The following is a 17,636-nucleotide window of genomic DNA, read 5'->3' as shown; positions in this document are numbered from 1 at the left end:
TCAGCCGCGCACGATCGTGCGTGCGGTGTCGCGCGCCCACGTATCGGCCGCGAGCACCTCGTCCAAGCTACCGGGTTCGGCGCTCCAACGGTCGGCGGACTCCACGACGCGCGCGACGGTGCGCACGATATCGGGGAATCGGATGAGCCCGTCGAGGAATGCCTGCACGGCGATCTCGTTGGCCGCGTTGTAGACCGCGGTCACGCAGCCGCCGGCCTTACCGGCCTGGCGGGCCAGCTCGACGGCCGGGAAGACCGTGTTGTCGACCGGCTCGAAAGTCCAGGTGGAGGCGGTGGAGAAGTCACACGCGGCGGCCGCGCCGGGAACGCGGTCCGGCCAGCCCAGGGCGAGCGCGATGGGCAGCTTCATATCGGGCGGGCTGGCCTGGGCCAGGGTCGAGCCGTCGGTGAAGGTGACCATGGAGTGCACGATGGACTGCGGGTGCACGGTGACGTCGATGCGGTCGTAGTCGATGCCGAACAGCAGGTGCGTCTCGATCAGCTCGAGGCCCTTGTTCACCAGCGACGCCGAGTTCAGCGTGTTCATCGGTCCCATGGACCAGGTCGGATGGGTCTTGGCCTCGGCCGGATTCACCGACTCCAGCATCTCGGTGGTCCAGCCGCGGAAGGGTCCGCCGGAGGCGGTGAGCACCAGTTTGGCGACCTCGTCGGCGCTGCCGCCGCGCAGGCACTGGGCCAGCGCCGAATGTTCGGAGTCCACCGGCACGATCTGTCCCGGCCTGGCCGCCCGGGTCACCAGCGAGCCGCCCGCCACCAGAGATTCCTTGTTGGCCAGGGCGAGTCGCCGCCCCGATTCCAGCGCGGCGAGGGTGGGTTCCAGCCCGAGCGAGCCGACCAGCGCGTTGAGCACCACGTCCGCGTCGGTGCGCCGCACCAGTTCGGTCACGGCGTCCGGACCCGACAGCGCCACACCGAGTTTCGCGGCCGCCGCCTGATCGGCCACCGCCACGTTGCCGGTCCCGGTGGCGGCGATCTGCTGTGCCAGCAGGTCCGCATTGCCCCCGCGCGCCGCGAGACCCACCACCTCGAAGCGGTCGGGGTTGGCGGCGATCACCTCCAGTGCCTGCGTACCAATCGAACCGGTGCTGCCCAGCAGCAGAACTCTCACAACGTCGGACACGGATCCATTGTCCCCTGCCCCCTGCTCGCTACGACGCTGGGTCGTATGTCACGATATTGGCCAGCAATCGATTCGAGCCGTAAAGGAGCCACAGTGGCCGCCACGGAACTGGAACCCGCGCACCCCTCTGAGGTTGTCACCAAGGTCGACACCGCCGAGGTTCCGTCCGCCGCGTGGGGCTGGAGCGGCGAGTCGCGCCGTGCCGCTCGCGCCGCCGGCTGGGTCGTCGTCGTGATCCTGCTGGCCATGCTGTTCGAGAACCAGCAGGGCAGCTCCTCGGGCACCGGCAATGTCGGTTACATCTTCCTGGTGCTGTTCGCGGTCGGTATCGCCTTCGTGCTGATCCGCGACTCCATCGTGTCGCGCCGCCCGCGCTAGTTCGAAACGGAATCCCTTGCCCCACGGACAACGTCCGTGGGGCATTCGGGTTTTGCCGGACCCTTTCGGCAGCACCGACGAATTCGGGCCGGATCGCCCCCGAGCGATCCGGCCCGAATTCTGCTGTCACGCAATGCCTCCTGCACCGGCACTGCTGCTCGCCGCGGCGGGCGCGCCGCTGCCGCGCCCCGGCCGGACCGTGGTGGCCCCGGTCCGGCAGTCGTTCACCGGCTAGCTGGCCGGGGTGGAGTCCGGCGCGTTCAGGCGATTGAACAGGCCGATGCCGACCGCGATGGCGGCGGGCCCGCCGACACCGACCAGACCGGCCGCGGCGCCCAGCGGGATGCCGATCGCGGCGCCGGCGACACAGCCCGCGATGCCGGTCGGAACCGACATGATCACGACACCGGCGATGGCGCCGCCCAGCGCGCCGATGGCGCAGCCGGCCACACCGCCGATGAGGGTGCCCATCAGGGTGCCCATGGAGCTGGCGATGCCGAACTGGTTGACCGCGGCGCCGAACGCGGCGTCCTGGTCGGCCTGGCTGGCCACGTCCTTGACCACGGGGGCCGGGAGAGCCGGAGCCGGGAAGCCGGCGGCCGGGTCCATGTTCGGGGTGAAGGTGGCGGTGTTGCCGTCGATCTCGGCGGCGACCGGGTGGGCGACGTCACCGGTGATGATATTGAGCGGGAACTGGGTGACCAGGCCACCGTTGTTGTCACGCACCTGGAACTGGCCGTCCTGGGTGGTCAGCGAGCCCGCATCGGTCTTCAGCACCACCGAAGCGCCGTCGATCCTGGTGTCCCAGTGGATCCCGGGAGCGGCGGCCGCGGGATCGGCATAGGCGGTACCTGCGGAGATACCGACCGCCGTGATGGCCAGGGCCGAGGTGGCGGCAAACTTCGTGAAACGCATACTTCTCGTCGCTTTCTTGATCGGGCGCTTCCCTCCTGGGAGCGAGGTCCTCATCGAGCACCCGGATCAAGATAAGTCAGCAAATGTTGCCTACTTGTTGCCAAACCGTAGCGAAAACACTCCTTGAAGTATGTTTTGCGTAAAGACAGCGTTCGCTGAGCCGTTTATGAGTGACCCAGGCAACCTTTCGGCAGATGAAGAGGCCCGGCTCACACCCCCACCGGGGCGCCAGGTCACCTTTCAGTGGATCAGCGGCGGAAGCGGTCGCGCAGCTGCGGGTCGTTCTCCCACCACAGTCCGGTGGACACCGGCTCGTCGTCCGCCTCCGCGGCCCGGGTCGCGGTGCGCGACACCGCCTTCCGCCGCGCCCGCGCCGCCTCGGCGGCATCCAGCTCGGCATCGATCTCCCCGGCCCTGCGCTTCTCGTCGGCGGCGAAGGCCCGCATGACGACCAGCGAGTAGATCAGCCCGAGGAAATCGCCGAGCAGCCACAGGATGCCCGCGCCGATGGTCTGGTCCAGGCGCGCGTCCGGACCCCAGGTGCGGCCGAGCGAACCGTAGTAGCCGGCGGCGACCAGCGGCCCCAGCCACAGCACGATGCCGAGGATGCCGTCGGCCAGGGACTCCGCGATGGTGATGAGCAGCGACAGCCCCTGCGTGAAGTGCTTGGGCACCGGATCGATCTGCAGGCGCGAGTAGAAGTACAGGAACCCGATGGCCACCACGATGATTCGGGTGACCGCGTCGACGCCCCCGTGCCGCAGCACCGACTCGTACCAGGGCGAGAGGAACAGCGCCCAGGGCAGCAGCAGGATCAGCATCGAGGCGGTGGCCGGGTGGGTGAGCAGCCGGGCGGCACTGCCGGAGAGCATGGCGTCCAGGCGTTTCCGGCCCGCCGGGCCCAGCGCCGCGCGCAGCACGGTGAACGGCGCACCGGCCGCGAGTGCGAAGGGCACCAGGTAGAGCAGCAGGAGCACCTGCAGCGCGCGCACCCAGAACAGGGTGTCGGAGTAGACACCGATCATGCCGACGCCGGTGTACAGCCACACGCCCAGTCCGGCCAGCCCGAAGTAGAGGGCCCGACTCACCGGAAGCTGTTCGCCGCGCTGTCTCCCCTTGAGGAAGCAGGCCGCGTACGCGAGTCCCAGGAGTGCGATGACCAGCACGGTCGAGGTGTCCCACTGCCAGGAGCTCACCACACTGCTCAGCTGCAGCGGTGTTCGGGTCTGTAGCACGGGACCCAGTATGCGCCGTGCCGCCGCGGGGGACGGCACGGCTCCCGGGAAGGCAGTGCGCGGCTAGCGGGAGACCAGGCGACGGTAGGTCACGGTGTCGAATTCGCGCCCGTGCTCGTCGACCGCGACCACGTCCATCTCGCTGGAGAAAACGCCGGGCCGCACGTCCACGCGAATGAACGAGTAGCGGCTGAACCGCACCCGCGACCAGGCGACGGCCTCCTTGCCCTCCTTGCCGTCGGAGCCCCACAGGGTGCTCTCCGGCACGAAGGTGTCGGGCTGCTCGTTGCCGCGGTAGGTGTCGCCCGCGGCGAAGGTGCCGTGCGCCGCGCCGCCTCCCCCGACCACGTAGTAGACGGTGCCGTCGGTGTCCGGATAGACGATCGAGTTGTCTGGTGCGGCCTTGGTCGGCCGCCCGCCGCGCATCGGGTCGGTGCGCTCGAAGTTGTGATTGTGGCCCTGCAACACCAGATCGACCCGGTACTTGTCGAACAGGTCGGCCCAGGCCCCGCGCACGCCGCCGTCGCTGGCGCCGCCGATACCGGTGGCGTAGGCGCACTCGTGGAAGAAGCAGACGATGAAGTCGATGCTCGGGTTCGCGCGGTAACCGGCCAGGGTGGATTCCACCCAACTGTTCTGTGCGCCACCGGAATAGCCGAGATTGGCGCGGACCTGCCAGCTCACCTCGTTGGCGTCCAGCGACAGCACCGCCACATTGCCGTAGGTGAAGGAGTACACCGACGGGCAGCCCGCGGGCCCGTTGTCCGGAAAGTCCATGCGCGCCATCAGGCCGCCGTAGCCGTGATTGCCGTAGACGGCTTCCATGTCGTGGTTGCCGGTGGCGAACATCCAGGGCACGCGGCCGGCGCTGCTCTCGATGGCCTGCAGGTAGGTGTCCCACACGAATGGGTTGTAGGCGTCGATGGCGTCGGTGTCGGCCTTGCCGTTGGGCACGAACCAGTCCGGACCGCCACCGTGGGAGGTGTCGGCGTAGCAGATGTCGCCGGCCAGAATGTGGAATTCCGGGTTGCTGGCGACGATCTGGCGCTGGATGTTCTCGGCATTGCGGGAGCTGGGAGCGTCACCCTCGCCGTACTTGTTGCGGTAGGCGCCCGCCGGCATGCCCGCGGGCAGTGCCGGGGTGTCGTCGACGCCCTGGTCGCCCATCATGGTGAAGCGGAACGGCAGCAGCGCCGCGCGCGAGCTCGGCATGGCGGTGCTCGCGGAGAGCACGTCGCTGCTGTAGCCGTCGGCGGTGCGCCAGCGGTAGAAGTGCGGCAGGCGGCCGGGCAGTCCGTCGACGGGGGCGTGAACATAGAACTGTTCGGCCGACAGCACTCCCCCGTCGGTGCGCGGGAGCTGGGTGACCAGGTTGCGGACCTCGGCCTCGAGTGTGCCGCCCAGTGCCGGGGTCGGGCCGTGATCGAGGAAGACCTTGGTGGCGCCCGGGTTTCGCGACAGCTGGGCGGAGAAGCGGAGCTGGCCGGCCGCGTCCGGGCCGTACCCGACGCGGCGGCCGCCGACGGTCAGCGGGGCGTCGTCGGCGTAGGCGACCCCGCGGCCGCCGAAGGCGGAGCCGAGTCCGGCGGCCATGGCCGCGGCGGCGCTGCCCCGCAGGAAGCTGCGCCTGCTCACCCGATGCCGTTTCAGATACGAACGGTGCCAATCGAATTGCTCGTCCATCGTCATCTGCGCGGCGAGCTGTGCCGGAATGCCCGTGCGGGGCACCGTACCGAGGGGATTCAGCATCGAGAAAACCTTGTCACCGTGAGTCCGTTTGCGCGGTCATCAAAACGCCGCAAGCTTACGGACTCGCGACATGGCGGTGAACACAGCACAATTCGCGCGGCGAATCGTCCGAATCAGGCGGGCAGCGCGATGTGCGGGTCGGTCGAGCGGTACGGCTCGGCGCGCGTGCCGGTGGCGAAGCCGCGCAGCACGGTGGCGACGGCGTGGTCGATGGCCGCCTCGCGATCGGCGGGCTCGGCGTCGGCCAACGGGCCGTCGACGATCAGGCTCGCCAGCCCGTGTACGGCCGCCCACGCGGTGAACTCCGCGCCGGGACGCTGACGCGGATCCATGAATCCCGCCGCGACCAGGGCGTCGATTCCGGTCCCGATGAGATGGAAGATGGGGTCCTCGAGCACCTCTTTGTGGACATCGACATCGGCGCCGCAGAACGCGGTCCGGAACAGGCCGCGCTCCCGCTCGGCGTATTCGATGTACGCGCGCCCGGCGGTGGCCAGCCGGGCGATCGCGGTCGCGGTCGGATCAGCTTGCGCCGGAACGTTTTTCATCGCGCCGTCGAGGGCCTCGAACAGGGCTTCCTCGGCCTGCTCGCGCACCGCGGCGAGCAGTTCCTCGTGACCGTTGAAGTGGCGGTAGGCGGCGGTGGCGGTGACGCCGACCGCACGCGCGGCGGCACGGACGGTGACCGCGGCGGGCCCGCCGATCTCGGCCAGCTGCGCGGAGGCGCTCACCAGGGCATTGCGCAGGTCCCCGTGGTGGTAGGGACCCTCGCGTGCGGGCTTCTTCGCCACATCGTCGGTGATGTCCACGACATTGATGTTGACACCTGTACAGATCGCGAGGCAAGTTAACACCCATAAAGTTCACGCCCGTCAACATCAATCCGCACGCCTCCGAGAGGAATCACCGATGAGCGCATTACTGGGCCGGATCGGAGACTTCGCCTTCCGGCGCCGTGGCCTGGTCGTCTCGATCTGGGCCATCCTGCTGATCGCCGTCGTCGGCGGCGCCGCGCTCGCGGGCGGCCGCCTCGACGACCGCTTCACCGTGCCCGGGGCCGAGTCCCAGCGGGCGCTGGACACCCTGTCCGAGACCGCGCCCGACGCGGCGGGAGCCAACGCGCAACTGGTCTTCACCGCACCCGAGGGCCACCTCGTCACCGAGGCGCCCTATCGCACGGCGATCCAGCACACCCTCGAGGTCGCCGGAACCGCGCCGGGAGCGATAGGGGTGACCACGCCCCAGCAGGCGGGAGCCGTCTCCGGGGACCAGCGCACCGCAATCGGCGTCGTGCACTTCGCCGGCGACCGGTCCAAGGTGACCAGCGCCGCGAGGGACGCGGTCGAACGGTCCGGCGACATCGCGCGCGAGGCCGGGCTGGACGTGTCGGTCGGCGGCTCCGCGTACGGGGCCGGGCAGATGAAGCCGGGCGTCACCGAAATCCTCGGGCTCGCAGTGGCGGTGCTGGTCCTGCTGATCACGTTCGGATCGCTGGTGGCGGCCGGAATGCCGATCCTGTCAGCGGTTTTCGGCATCGCGGTCACGGTGGGCGGACTGTCGGCCCTGAGCGCGGCGGTGCCGGTGTCGTCGACCGCCCTGACGCTGGCGCTCATGCTGGGCCTGGCGGTCGGGATCGACTACGCGCTGTTCATCCTGTCCCGGCACCGGTCCCAGCTGGCCGCCGGGCTGACGCCACGGGAATCGGCGCGACGGGCCAATGAGACCGCGGGCAGCGCAGTCGTTTTCGCGGGCACGACGGTGATCATCGCGCTGGCCGCGCTGAGCGTGATCGGCATTCCGTTCCTGACCGTCATGGGGCTGGCCGCCTCCGGCGCGGTACTGATCGCGGTGGCAGTGGCGCTCACGCTGCTGCCCGCGCTGGCCGGATTCGCCGGCGCCCGGCTGACGCCGCGGGCGGGCTCGCGCGCCCACCGGCGGGCCACCGCAACCGGAGCCGACAGCATGGGCGCGCGCTGGGCACGGCTGGTCACCGCGCGGCCGCTCGTCACCGTGGTGGCCGTGGCCGGGGCGCTGATCCTGCTGGCCCTGCCCGCCGCCTCGCTCCGAATGGCCCTGCCCGACAATGGTTCCGCCGCCGCGGCGACGGGTCAGCGGCAGGCCTACGACACCATTGCCGAGAAGTTCGGCCCCGGCGTCAACGGCCCGCTGGTGGTGGTCGTGGACGGGCCGAACGGCGACACCCGGGCCGCCGCGACGGTCGCCGACACGGTGCGCGGACTGCCCGACGTCGCGTATGTCGCACCGCCGCAGCCCACCCAGCGGACAGGCCAGTCGCTGATCATGGTGATTCCGGCCAGCGCGCCGGAGTCGCAGCAGACCACCGATCTGGTCCACGCCATCCGCGATCGGGCGCCCGGTGCGGTCCCCGGGGCCGACGTGGCCGTCACCGGCGATACCGCGGTCACCATCGATGTCTCGCAACGGCTTTCCGCGTCCCTGGTGCCCTTCCTGGGCATCGTGGTCGGCCTGAGCCTGGTGCTGCTGGTCCTGGTGTTCCGGTCGATCGCGGTACCGGTGAAGGCGGCAGTCACCTTCCTGCTGTCGGTCGCGGCGGCGCTGGGCACCACGGTCGCGGTCTTCCAATGGGGTTGGGCCGCGGACCTCCTCGGCGTCTCGAAGGTCGGGCCGGTGGTGAGCTTCCTGCCGATCATCCTGGTGGGCGTGCTGTTCGGGCTGGCCATGGACTACGAGGTGTTCCTGGTGTCCGGGATTCGCGAACAGTGGCTGCACCGCCGCGACGCCGGGGCGTCGATCATCGAGGGCACCCGCCACAACGCCCGGGTGGTGACGGCCGCGGCGACGATCATGGTGGCGGTCTTCGCCTCCTTCGTCCCCACCGACGACGCCATGATCAAGCCGATCGCCTTCGCCCTGGCGGTGGGTGTGCTGGTGGACGCGTTCGCCGTCCGGCTGACACTGGTCCCCGCCGTCCTGGCCCTGCTCGGCCGCCGTGCGTGGTGGCTGCCGCGCCGCCTCGATCGGGTGCTGCCGACGCTGAATATCGAAGGGCCGCAGGAGGACAGCGAGCCGCAGCCGCAGCGCGAATTGGCCTCGGTCTGAGCCGGGCGGCGCCCGAAACCGGTTGGGCTCAATCGGTTTCGGGCGTCAACAGTCCCTGGTGGGTCGCCTCGTACTCGGTCTCGAAGGCCCGCTCGCGGCGACGTTCGCGCAGCTTCCACACGATCAGCGCGACCACGACGATGACGACGACACCGATGGCCAGATCCCGGCCGACCGTCTTGGCCACCACCTCGTAGGACTGCCCGGCCACGAAGCCGAGCACCACGAACGTGGTGCCCCAGACGATTCCACCGGCGGCATTGAACAGCAGGAAGCGCCGATAGGGCATGCGCGAGGTGCCCGCCAGCGCCGGCATCATGGCCCGGAAGAACGCGGTGAACCGGCCGAGGAACACCGCCCAGCCGCCACGCCGGGCCAGATAGTCCTGGGCGCGGTCGAGGCGGCCGCGATGCCGGTCCAGCATCGAGGCCTGCAGCAGCCGCGGGCCCACGTGCTTGCCTACCTCGTAGCCGACGCTGTCGCCGAGGATGGCGGCGGCCACCACCAGCAGGATCATCAGCCACAGCAGCACATGCCCCTGACTGGCCGCCACACCGCCGAGCACCGCCGCCGTCTCACCGGGGATCACGAAGCCGACGAAGATCGCGTCCTCGGCGAACACCAGCAGGGTGACGACCAGGTACACCCAGATCGGCGCGATATCCAATATCCGGTGCAGCAGCGAGTTCATGTCCGCCACGGTACCCAGGGCGCTCGACCCGGGTGCTCGGGACGCTCAGCTCGCGGGTGCCGCCGCCCGGGCCTGCTCGGGTCGCCGCCGCAGCAGGGCCCACAGGCCCAGCGCGCAGCCCACCGCGAGCGCGAGGGCTGCCCAGCCGGGTGCGAACGAGGTGAAATCGGCGATGGTGCACGGCTTTCCGGGGTCGATCAGCAGGCAGTGCCCGCGCCGGGTGTAGTCGCGCAGCGCGAGCACCGGTGAGGGCACGTAGATCAGGGCGATGCCCAGCACCCGGGTGGAGGCGTAGCGCGGGGTGACCGCGCCGAAGCAGTAGCCGGTCAGCAGGGCGAGCAGCGCGTGTCCGAGCACGGTGAGGGCGACGGGATGCCCGACCGCGACCGTCAGCACCGCGTAGCCGGACAGGCCGATGATGCCGACCGCGGCGACCCGCGCACCGGGCCAGCGGATCCCCGCGACCAGCCCGCCGGCGACCAGCACCACGAGGCCCGGGATCGACCATCCCCGAAGGCTTGCCACGAGGACAGCGCTGCCCGCCCCGACGAGCGCCACCGCGAGCAGCACCTGGACGCCGTCCCGCCTGGGCAGCATGAACGCGGTGAGCAGGGCCCCGGCCGCCGTGGCCGCGGCCGTTACCGCGATCGCGAGCGGGCTGTCGCCGTGGCGGGCCAGCACCCCACACCCGACCAGGCTGACGCCGATCATGAACGCGCCCGCGATGATCGGGACGATGGGCAGCTGGGTCGTAGGTGTTTCCACTGGATGCCCGCCCGGCTCGCGCAGGAACCGGAGTCCGATGACGAGCAGGGCCAGCGCGATCAGCCACAGCGGGGGCGCGTCGATGGCGGGCCAGTTCTGCGGGAAGTGCGGATCGGCCAGCTTGGCCTGGGCTTCCGGGATGAATTCATGCGCGACCACGCCGCCGATCGCGCCCAGCAGCCACGCCGACGTCGCCCAGGTATACCGGGATTCGACGCGGGAGCGGGACAGTACCCCGGCCCCCGAACCGCCGAGAATGAGCCCGCCGGCAATGGAATCCAGGAAGTTCAGGGTGGCCAGCGAGGTGCCGAGCACGGCATGCCGCCCCAGCAGGTGGTCGACGAACAGCAGCGCCGCCCCGCCCAGCGCCACACCCCAGCGCAGGCTCTGCCCGCCCAGCGCGGTGGACATCACCGCGATCACGATCGCGACCAGCGCCCCCGCCGCAATCGCCTGCGGCATGCTGAAGACCAGCAGTTCCAAGTGCAGCGCCGAACTGCGCGAGGTCCACGCGAAGTCGATGGGCACCATGAGCGACAGCCCGGCGATGAGCGCCGCCAGGAACGCGGTGCCCGCATCGATGACGTCGCGGCCGCCCCGGATCCTCATCGGGATCCGGTGGACCGAGATCCGTCCAGCCGCTGACCAGCACTCATGGCGCCAGATTAGCAATCATCACGCTATCGATCCGGGAGGTCGGCGGCCGCGTTCCCTCACCCGCGATTCGCTCACTCCGGGCCGGTGAGCATGCCTGGCTCAGCCGGTTTCGATGGCCGAATCCCGCTAGGCTCGATGCACGAGGACCATCGCCATCGCGGCGAGCCCCACCGCCGCCACACCCGCGGACACCAGGAGCAGCAGCGGCGCGGTGCCGCGATGCGCGCCGCGGTGCAGACTTCGGCTGCGCGCCAACGCGATTGCCGCCACCAGCATCATGAGCACGGCCGCGCCCAGCGGCAGCAGACCGGTCGGCCGCCAGCCGATCCCGCCCTCGGCGGCCACCTTGGTGAAGAGCGTGGCACTGGCGATGGCGGAGATGGCGGTGCGCCGCCAGGCCAGCGCGGTGCGCTCGGTCGCCAGTCCGGGGTCGCGGGCGATAGCCGGCGCGCTCACAGGCTGAGCACGCCGACCACGGCGATCGCTGAGATCACCGCGACACCGGCCGCGAGTACCGGGATCAGCACATTGCCCGGCAGCCGTTCGCCCGCCTGCATGGCCCGTTCCACCCTGCGCCACTGCGCGTACGCCCCGACCGCGAGCACCACCGCCAGCACGATGGCCGACATGGCGATCGCCGCGCGCACGCCGTGGATTCGGAAGCCTTCGACCAGCGTGTGGACGGCGACGCCGCCCGCGAGCAGGCCCAGCGCGGTGCGGATCCAGGCCAGGAAGGTGCGTTCGTTCGCGAGGGTGAATCGGTAGTCGAGTTCGGTCTGCTCTTCGGAAGCCACCCCTCCAAGTTATTGCGTAATAACTGCAATAGCAGCACAGTGTGAGCACTCGGACAGGCCGGTGACCGGCTCCGGCCGGCGCGGGTCAGCGCACTCGGCTCGCCGGATCCTCGGCGAGGAAGGCGTCGAGAACCTTCGCGGTGGCCTCGGCGGGGATGCCGTGATCCGCACCGCCCGGCACCTCCACATAGCGGGCCCGGGCGAGTTCGGCGGGCAGCGCCCGGGAGGCGGAGCGAACGCCGGGCCAGGATTCGGGGCTGCTGATCACCAGGGTCGCGAGGTCGAGGCGGGCCATGGCGGGGGTCGGCAGATTGGGTGGGCGGCAGATGGCGGCGTCGTAGACCACGGTCTGAGCGATGGCTTCCAGGTGCGGCCAGACCGGTGAGTGCTTCACCTGCTCGACCACATCCGGCAACAGGCCGATGCCCTCGAGCTGCATCAGTTCCACGGCCGCGCCGGGTTCATCGCGGGCGATGAGGTCGGCGAGGCGTTCCGGCAGTCGCTGCGGGGTATGGCCGGACAGGCCGCCCAGCGCGAACGGCGGTTCGTAGAGGGCCAGGCGGGTGATGCGCGAGCCGGCGACCGCGGCCCGCAGGGCGAGGATGCCGCCGGAGGAGAAGCCGAAAACCGCTGCGGCGCCGCCGATATCGGCAATGACGGCGTCGAGATCCTCGATCTCGCGCTGAACCTCGTAGGCCCGGGCGCCGGCCGGAGCGATGGCGTCGGTGCTCTCGCCCCGGCCGCGGCGGTCCGGGCGGACCACCGTGTAGCGGTCACTCAGCTGCTCGGCCAGGGGCGCGCAGGTGCCGCTGTCGTTGAAGGCGCCGGGCAGGAAGACGAGGGCCGGGCCGGAACCGGCGCGGTGGTAGGCGATCGTGGTGCCGTCGGCAGAAATCACTCTGGGCATGGTCTTCTCCGTGGTCAGGGGTCGATACCGGGACGACGAACGGGAATCCCGGTTCTGGACACCCCGGCTCGGCATAGTGGTGTCCATCCGCGTCGGTCCTGTTCGTCGGGTAGATGAGTCCCGTCCGTCGTGCGGGAGATAGGGAGTGACGACCATGCGATACCTCTTGCTGATCAGTGCCGATGAGAGCCGGGTCGACGACGTCGTCGACGAGGACGGCCTGCGCGAGTTCCGGGCGTGGCTGGACGATCTGCTCGCCCGCGGCATACTCACCGCCCACGAGGGCCTGCACCCCAGCCACACCGCCACCACCGTCCGGGTGCGCGGCGACGAGGTGCTGCTGACCGACGGGCCGTTCATCGAGGCCAAGGATCAGATCGGCGGCTTCGCGCTCATCGAGGTGGCGGATCTGGACGCGGCCATCGAGGTGGCGGCCGGACATCCTGCGAGTCGCTTCGGGCAGATCGAGATTCGCCCGGTCCGGACGCCGTGACCGCGGTCGACGCCGCCCTCACCGCCGCCTTCCGCACCGAGTGGGCGCGGCTGGTGGCCACGCTCATCGGCGGGCTGGGCGACTGGGATCTGGCCGAGGAGTGCGCGCAGGAGGCGTTCGCGCTGGCCTGGCGTACCTGGCCCCGGGACGGTGTGCCCGAGCGGCCCGGTGCGTGGCTGCTCACCGCTGCCCGCCGCCGCGCGGTCGACCGGCTGCGCCGCGAACGTGTCGGGGCCGCGAAGCTGCGTGCGCTGGCCCTCATCGACACCCCCGATTCCGGAGAACCCGTGTCCGGCACCGACATTCCCGACGACCGGCTGCGGCTGATCTTCACCTGCTGCCATCCCGCGCTGGCCTTCGAGGCGCAGGTCACGCTGGCGTTGCGCACGCTGACCGGCCTCACCACCGCCGAGATCGCCCGGGCCTTCGGCGTTCCCGAGCCGACCATGGCCAAACGGCTGGTGCGGGCCAAACAGAAGATCCGCGCTGCCGGGATTCCGTATCGGGTGCCGCCCGCGCACCTGCTGCCGGAGCGCACGCGCGCCGTGCTGGGCGTGATCTATCTGCTGTTCAACGAGGGCTATCTGGCCGGGGCGGGGCCCGATCTGCAACGCCCCGATCTGGCCGCGGAGGCGCAGCGGCTGGCCGCGCTGGTGGTCGAGCTCATGCCCGACGATCCGGAGGCGGGCGGGCTGAATGCCCTTGTCCTGCTGCAGCAATCGCGTGCGGCCGCGCGGACCGGGGCCGGGGGGACGCTGGTTCCGCTCGAGGAGCAGGAGCGCGGCCGCTGGGATCGGCAGCTGATCGGGGCCGGGCTGGCCGAGCTGCGCCGCACGGCCCGCCGGGATCGGCTGGGCCCGTACCAGTTGCAAGCGATGATCGTCGCGTGCCATGTGACGGCGGCGGGACCGGAGGACACGGACTGGGCGCGCATTGCCGAGCTGTACGACGCGCTGATGCTCCGAACCCCCTCCCCCACGGTCGCTTTGAACCGTGCCATCGCCGTCGGCATGCGCTCCGGCCCCGACGCCGGGCTCGAACTGCTCGACACGGTGGCCGCCGCACCCGGTTCCGACCTGGCCCGCCTGGTCGCAGCCGCGCGCGCCGATCTGCTGCGCCGCTCGGGCCGCGATGATGCCGCGGCACGCGAGTACCGGACCGCGCTCGATCTCACCGTGAATGACGCCGAACGCGCCTACCTGCGCCGCCGGCTCGGCGAGGTCGGCGGCTGATTCAGCCGGCCGGGTCGGTCGGCGCCTGTTCGATCGGAAAAAGGATGGGGCTCAACAGGTATTGGTCGCGGCCGGCGGCGGGCTGGTTGGCCAGGCGCGGCAGGATCACCGCGCGCAGCTCCGCGATCAGCTGCTCGAGTTCGTCACGGTCGAGCCAGAGCGCGTGCTGGCGGAAACCGACGAGATCGGCTACCGGATCCGCGTTCTCGCCGTCGAGGTAGGCGTTGAATTCGGCGACGAGCACGGCCATCGCGAGGGCGAAGACCGGACGGTAGCCATCGGCCGGGAGTGCGGCGGCGGCCTCGGCGCTGATGGCCGCGTTCTCCTGACGCAGCCGGTAGCGGCGCTCGACCGCGCCGCGCACCCGCCGCTCCTCGGCGACCTCGAGAATGCCGGCGGCGGTGAGGGCGTCGACGTGGCGGTACACAGTCGCTTTCGAGGTGTCCGGCAGGCGGGCGCAGAGGTCGCCGGTGGTCAGGGTGCGGTCGCCGCGCAGGGCGTGCACGATGCGCAGCCTGGCCGGATGTGCCAGCAGCTCGAAGGTTTCCACTTCCCAACCTTCTCATAGACTGCTACTTTTCTCAATCATAAGAATGGTTTCACCGCTTGAGAAAGGTTCGGGACATGACCATCGACATAGATCCCGAGACCGTGGCCGCCACCGTGGCCGACCTGCTGCGGAACGAACGATTCGACGAACTGGCGGACCTGTTCGCGCCGCGACTGGCGGCCGTGGTGTCCGCGGAGACCGTCCGCGGCGCATGGACCGGCGAGATCGCCAGAATCGGCGACGTCCGGTCGGTCGGCGCGGCGGGCGCCCACCCCGCCGCCGACGGGCTGACGGCCGTGCAGGTGCCGGTCACCTGCGAAAGAGGTGCGCTCGCGGTGCATCTGGCGGTAGACGCGGCGGGCGGACTGCACGGGCTGCGGCTGGCCGCACCGGCCGAATCCGGCTGGACGCCACCGGATTACGCGATGCCACACCGGATCGCCGAACGGGACATCACTCTCGGCGAGGGCGATGCAGCGGTGGCGGCCACGCTGACCCTGCCGGTCGGGACGGGATCGCGGCCCGCTGTCGTGCTGGTCGCCTCCGGGCCCGCCGACCGCGACCTCACCACCGGTCCGAACAAACCGTTCAAGGACCTGGCGTGGGGACTCGCCGGCCGCGGTGTCGCGGTGTTGCGTTTCGACAAACTCACCAACGCGCACAGCGTATTCGAGAGTGCGGCGGGGTTCACCATGGTCGATGAGTACCTGCCGCATGCCCTGGCAGCGGTCGAAGTGCTGCGCCGGGAGCCGGGTGTCGATCCGGACCGGATCTTCGTGGCCGGGCACAGCGGCGGCGGCAAGGCGGCGCCGCGCATCGCGGCCGCCGACCCGGGCATCGCCGGGGTGGCGATACTGGCCGGTGATACCGTGCCGCTGCCGCGCTCGATCCTGCGCGCGCTGCGGCACATCGCCGCGGTCGAGCCCGATCAGGACATCGGCGCGCTGAGGGAGAGCATGAGCGAGCGGGCGACCCGGACCGAAAGTCCCACGCTGTCGATCGAAACCCCGGCGGCGGACCTGTTGTTCGGCTGGCCCGCGTCGTACTGGCTGGACCTGCGCGACTACGACCAGGTCGCCACCGCGGCCGCACTGGGCCGACCGATACTCCTCCTCCAGGGCGGTCGCGACTATCAGGTCACCGCCGACGAGGATCTCCCGCTCTGGGAGGCCGGGCTGGCCGGACGCCCCGGGGTCACCATTCGTGTCCACCCCACGGTCGACCACATGCTCTTCTCCGGCACCGGACCGTCGACACCGAGCAGCTACCTGCGACCGCAGCATGTCGATCCGGCGGTGATCAGCGACATCGCCGACTGGGTCGGCGCGCCGCCCCTCCCGCACGGGCTGCGCGATCGCCTGGCGAACGGCTGGAAATGCTTGCGCGGCATCGCGTCTCGAGCCAGCATCAGCAGATGAAAATGAGACATGTTGCGGTGGTGGCGGCAGTGGCGGCGGCCGGGGTCGGAATCGCGTCCGGTGCCGCGGGCGCGGCGCCGCTCCTCACCCGCGACACTGCCATCGCGATGGCCTACCTCGACGCGCTGATCAGCCACGACGCGTCGGCGGTACCGTTCGCGCCGGACGCGACGCGGGTCGAGGCCGGGCTGCAGACCGGGTTCTCGGGGCCGCAGCTCACCGACGACCTCGAGCACGGGCCGCAGTATGCGCTGGTCCAGCGCTTCTACCACCTGCGCTTCACCGAGTCGGGCGATGTGGTGACGGCGCGCTACCTGTTGGATTCCGGTGTCGCGGGGGTGCGGCTGGTGACGGTGGACATCACCGAAACCTTCGTCATCCGCGACGGTCTCATCCACGCCATCGACGCCACCATCGTGCCGGTCGGCTAGCTCACCCGGGAGCGGCGCATGAGCAGCAGCGGCCTTCCCGTCGACACCACCCAGTACTCGAAAGCGTTGAGGCCGGCCAGGATCGCGGTCACCGCCGCCAGGGTCGCGATCTGCGGCAGCAGCGTCGCCGCGGCGGTCAGGACCGCCAGCACCAGCGCGGTGACGAACCGGCCGAGGGTGGCCGCACCGAACATGCGCCAGCGGGTGAACAGGAAGGTGGTCACATACAGGGTGGCGCCCAGCGGCAGCAGATATCCGGTCACGCTGTGCGCCACCGCGATCGGATGCTCGACCATGGTGCGCGCGCCCACCGCCACCAGCACCAGGCCGATCACCAGCAGCAGGTGCCCGTAGCTGAGCACATCCCGCACGACCGTGCCGCGCACCTGGTTGGTACGCAGCGAATGCTCGACCGCGGCGAAGCCGTAGGCGAAGTACAGCCACCACAGGCCGCAACCGAGCACGAAGATCAGCACCACCGCGATCCAGGCCACCACGCCCAGGTGTGCTTCCGCCGCTTGGGAACCCACCGAGGCGACGGTCTCGCCGAGCGCGATGATGACGAAGGTGGCGAAGCGTTCGGGCAGATGGGTCGCACCGAACTGGACCTTCTCCAGGCGCCGCGCCAGCAGCGCCGGACCGCCGAAGGCCAGCGCCACCGCGATGATCCAGAGCCCGTTGCGCATTCCGCCCGCGGGCGCGAGCGCGGCCGCCACCAGGAGCACCGCCGCCGCCAGGGTCACCGTGAACGGATTGAGCCAGTTCCCGAAGGTCCCCGCCGACGAGAACGCCCGCTTGTGCTGCATCTCGCCCCACAGCAGCAGCCGCAGCGCCAGGTGCGCGCCGGCCAGCAGCAGCGGCTGCGCGTGCCCGGTGAACGCGTGCGGCGCGGTGATCGCGATGACGAACATGCACAATCCGCCGGCGAACAGGAATATCCGCTGCTGGTTCGAATCCTCCACCCCGTGCACGGCCAGCGTGGTCCCCACCCACGACCACCACATGATTCCCAGCAGCAGCACCGTCTGCCCGACCGCGCCCCAGCTCTGCCCCGCCACCGCCACGTGCGCGGCCTGCGTCACCGCGAACACCAGCACCAGATCGAAGAACAACTCGGCCCAACTGGCCCGCTCGTGCGCCTCGTGTAGAGGTTCAGTCACACCCGTAAATCCCTGCCTAGCTCCACATCCAGCGGATTCA

At 70.5% G+C, this 17,636-nt stretch carries 18 protein-coding genes; 6 read left to right on the top strand and 12 right to left on the bottom strand.

Going from position 1 to position 17,636, the window contains the following annotated elements:
- Entirely contained in the window at nt 1-1,140 is a 1,140-nt protein-coding gene (gene dxr, locus ACQP1O_RS10320) for a 1-deoxy-D-xylulose-5-phosphate reductoisomerase (RefSeq protein WP_433565596.1), read from the bottom strand.
- Between the two features lie 93 nt (nt 1,141-1,233).
- Here dxr and ACQP1O_RS10315 point away from each other — a divergent pair, with 93 nt between their 5' ends.
- The gene (locus ACQP1O_RS10315; protein ID WP_433565595.1) at nt 1,234-1,518 is read left to right on the top strand and encodes a DUF2631 domain-containing protein; all 285 of its coding nucleotides are present in this window, start codon (nt 1,234-1,236) and stop codon (nt 1,516-1,518) included.
- Between the two features lie 231 nt (nt 1,519-1,749).
- Here the strand turns inward: ACQP1O_RS10315 and ACQP1O_RS10310 are convergent, their stop codons facing one another.
- From ACQP1O_RS10310 to ACQP1O_RS10295, 4 genes are all read right to left on the bottom strand, one after another.
- A complete protein-coding gene (locus ACQP1O_RS10310) occupies nt 1,750-2,433 on the bottom strand; it encodes a hypothetical protein (RefSeq protein WP_433565594.1) in 684 nt (227 codons plus the stop codon).
- Between the two features lie 248 nt (nt 2,434-2,681).
- A complete protein-coding gene (locus ACQP1O_RS10305) occupies nt 2,682-3,668 on the bottom strand; it encodes a cytochrome c oxidase assembly protein (protein ID WP_433565593.1) in 987 nt (328 codons plus the stop codon).
- A 63-nt stretch (nt 3,669-3,731) separates the two neighbouring features.
- Nucleotides 3,732-5,417, bottom strand: a complete 1,686-nt coding sequence (locus ACQP1O_RS10300; RefSeq protein WP_433565592.1) for a metallophosphoesterase — start codon at nt 5,415-5,417, stop codon at nt 3,732-3,734.
- 113 nt (nt 5,418-5,530) lie between these two features.
- Nucleotides 5,531-6,226: a TetR/AcrR family transcriptional regulator gene (locus ACQP1O_RS10295; protein ID WP_433565591.1), complete on the bottom strand. Its 696-nt coding sequence runs from the start codon at nt 6,224-6,226 to the stop codon at nt 5,531-5,533.
- Between the two features lie 100 nt (nt 6,227-6,326).
- Here ACQP1O_RS10295 and ACQP1O_RS10290 point away from each other — a divergent pair, with 100 nt between their 5' ends.
- Nucleotides 6,327-8,498, top strand: a complete 2,172-nt coding sequence (locus tag ACQP1O_RS10290; protein ID WP_433565590.1) for an MMPL family transporter — start codon at nt 6,327-6,329, stop codon at nt 8,496-8,498.
- Between the two features lie 28 nt (nt 8,499-8,526).
- Here ACQP1O_RS10290 and ACQP1O_RS10285 read toward each other — a convergent pair whose 3' ends face one another.
- From ACQP1O_RS10285 to ACQP1O_RS10265, 5 genes are all read right to left on the bottom strand, one after another.
- A complete protein-coding gene (locus ACQP1O_RS10285) occupies nt 8,527-9,189 on the bottom strand; it encodes a DedA family protein (protein ID WP_433565589.1) in 663 nt (220 codons plus the stop codon).
- Nucleotides 9,190-9,234: 45 nt separating this feature from the next.
- Nucleotides 9,235-10,563 (bottom strand): hypothetical protein, encoded by a 1,329-nt coding sequence (locus tag ACQP1O_RS10280; RefSeq protein WP_433565588.1) that lies wholly within the window; start codon nt 10,561-10,563, stop codon nt 9,235-9,237.
- A 174-nt stretch (nt 10,564-10,737) separates the two neighbouring features.
- Nucleotides 10,738-11,067 carry a DUF202 domain-containing protein gene (locus tag ACQP1O_RS10275; protein WP_433565587.1) on the bottom strand — a complete coding sequence of 110 codons (330 nt, stop codon included), beginning with the start codon at nt 11,065-11,067 and terminating at the stop codon, nt 10,738-10,740.
- Nucleotides 11,064-11,405 carry a YidH family protein gene (locus ACQP1O_RS10270; RefSeq protein ID WP_433565586.1) on the bottom strand — a complete coding sequence of 114 codons (342 nt, stop codon included), beginning with the start codon at nt 11,403-11,405 and terminating at the stop codon, nt 11,064-11,066. Before ACQP1O_RS10270 ends, ACQP1O_RS10275 begins: the two co-directional genes overlap by 4 nt.
- Before the next feature lie 85 nt (nt 11,406-11,490).
- Nucleotides 11,491-12,312: an alpha/beta fold hydrolase gene (locus ACQP1O_RS10265; protein WP_433565585.1), complete on the bottom strand. Its 822-nt coding sequence runs from the start codon at nt 12,310-12,312 to the stop codon at nt 11,491-11,493.
- A 154-nt stretch (nt 12,313-12,466) separates the two neighbouring features.
- On the opposite strand from ACQP1O_RS10265, the gene ACQP1O_RS10260 reads away from it, so the two are divergent.
- Both ACQP1O_RS10260 and ACQP1O_RS10255 read left to right on the top strand, forming a co-directional pair.
- Nucleotides 12,467-12,805 (top strand): YciI family protein, encoded by a 339-nt coding sequence (locus tag ACQP1O_RS10260; RefSeq protein WP_433565584.1) that lies wholly within the window; start codon nt 12,467-12,469, stop codon nt 12,803-12,805.
- Nucleotides 12,802-14,037: an RNA polymerase sigma factor gene (locus ACQP1O_RS10255; protein WP_433565583.1), complete on the top strand. Its 1,236-nt coding sequence runs from the start codon at nt 12,802-12,804 to the stop codon at nt 14,035-14,037. Before ACQP1O_RS10260 ends, ACQP1O_RS10255 begins: the two co-directional genes overlap by 4 nt.
- Nucleotide 14,038: 1 nt before the next feature.
- On the opposite strand, the gene ACQP1O_RS10250 is transcribed toward ACQP1O_RS10255, so the two are convergent.
- The gene (locus ACQP1O_RS10250) at nt 14,039-14,587 is read right to left on the bottom strand and encodes a helix-turn-helix domain-containing protein (protein WP_433565582.1); all 549 of its coding nucleotides are present in this window, start codon (nt 14,585-14,587) and stop codon (nt 14,039-14,041) included.
- Between the two features lie 74 nt (nt 14,588-14,661).
- Between ACQP1O_RS10250 and ACQP1O_RS10245 the strand changes: the two genes are divergently transcribed.
- The gene (locus ACQP1O_RS10245) at nt 14,662-16,005 is read left to right on the top strand and encodes a hypothetical protein (RefSeq protein WP_433565581.1); all 1,344 of its coding nucleotides are present in this window, start codon (nt 14,662-14,664) and stop codon (nt 16,003-16,005) included.
- The gene (locus ACQP1O_RS10240) at nt 16,002-16,436 is read left to right on the top strand and encodes a hypothetical protein (protein WP_433565580.1); all 435 of its coding nucleotides are present in this window, start codon (nt 16,002-16,004) and stop codon (nt 16,434-16,436) included. The genes ACQP1O_RS10245 and ACQP1O_RS10240 overlap by 4 nt, the downstream gene beginning before the upstream one ends.
- Here ACQP1O_RS10240 and ACQP1O_RS10235 read toward each other — a convergent pair.
- Nucleotides 16,433-17,596 (bottom strand): low temperature requirement protein A, encoded by a 1,164-nt coding sequence (locus ACQP1O_RS10235; protein ID WP_433565579.1) that lies wholly within the window; start codon nt 17,594-17,596, stop codon nt 16,433-16,435. The two genes, ACQP1O_RS10240 and ACQP1O_RS10235, sit on opposite strands and share 4 nt — an antisense overlap.
- Between the last annotated feature and the right edge of the window lie 40 nt (nt 17,597-17,636).

Origin of the sequence: Nocardia sp. CA-151230, from assembly GCF_050942175.1 — a bacterium.
GTDB lineage: Bacteria > Actinomycetota > Actinomycetes > Mycobacteriales > Mycobacteriaceae > Nocardia.
This window is presented reverse-complemented; position numbering and strand designations above follow the sequence as displayed.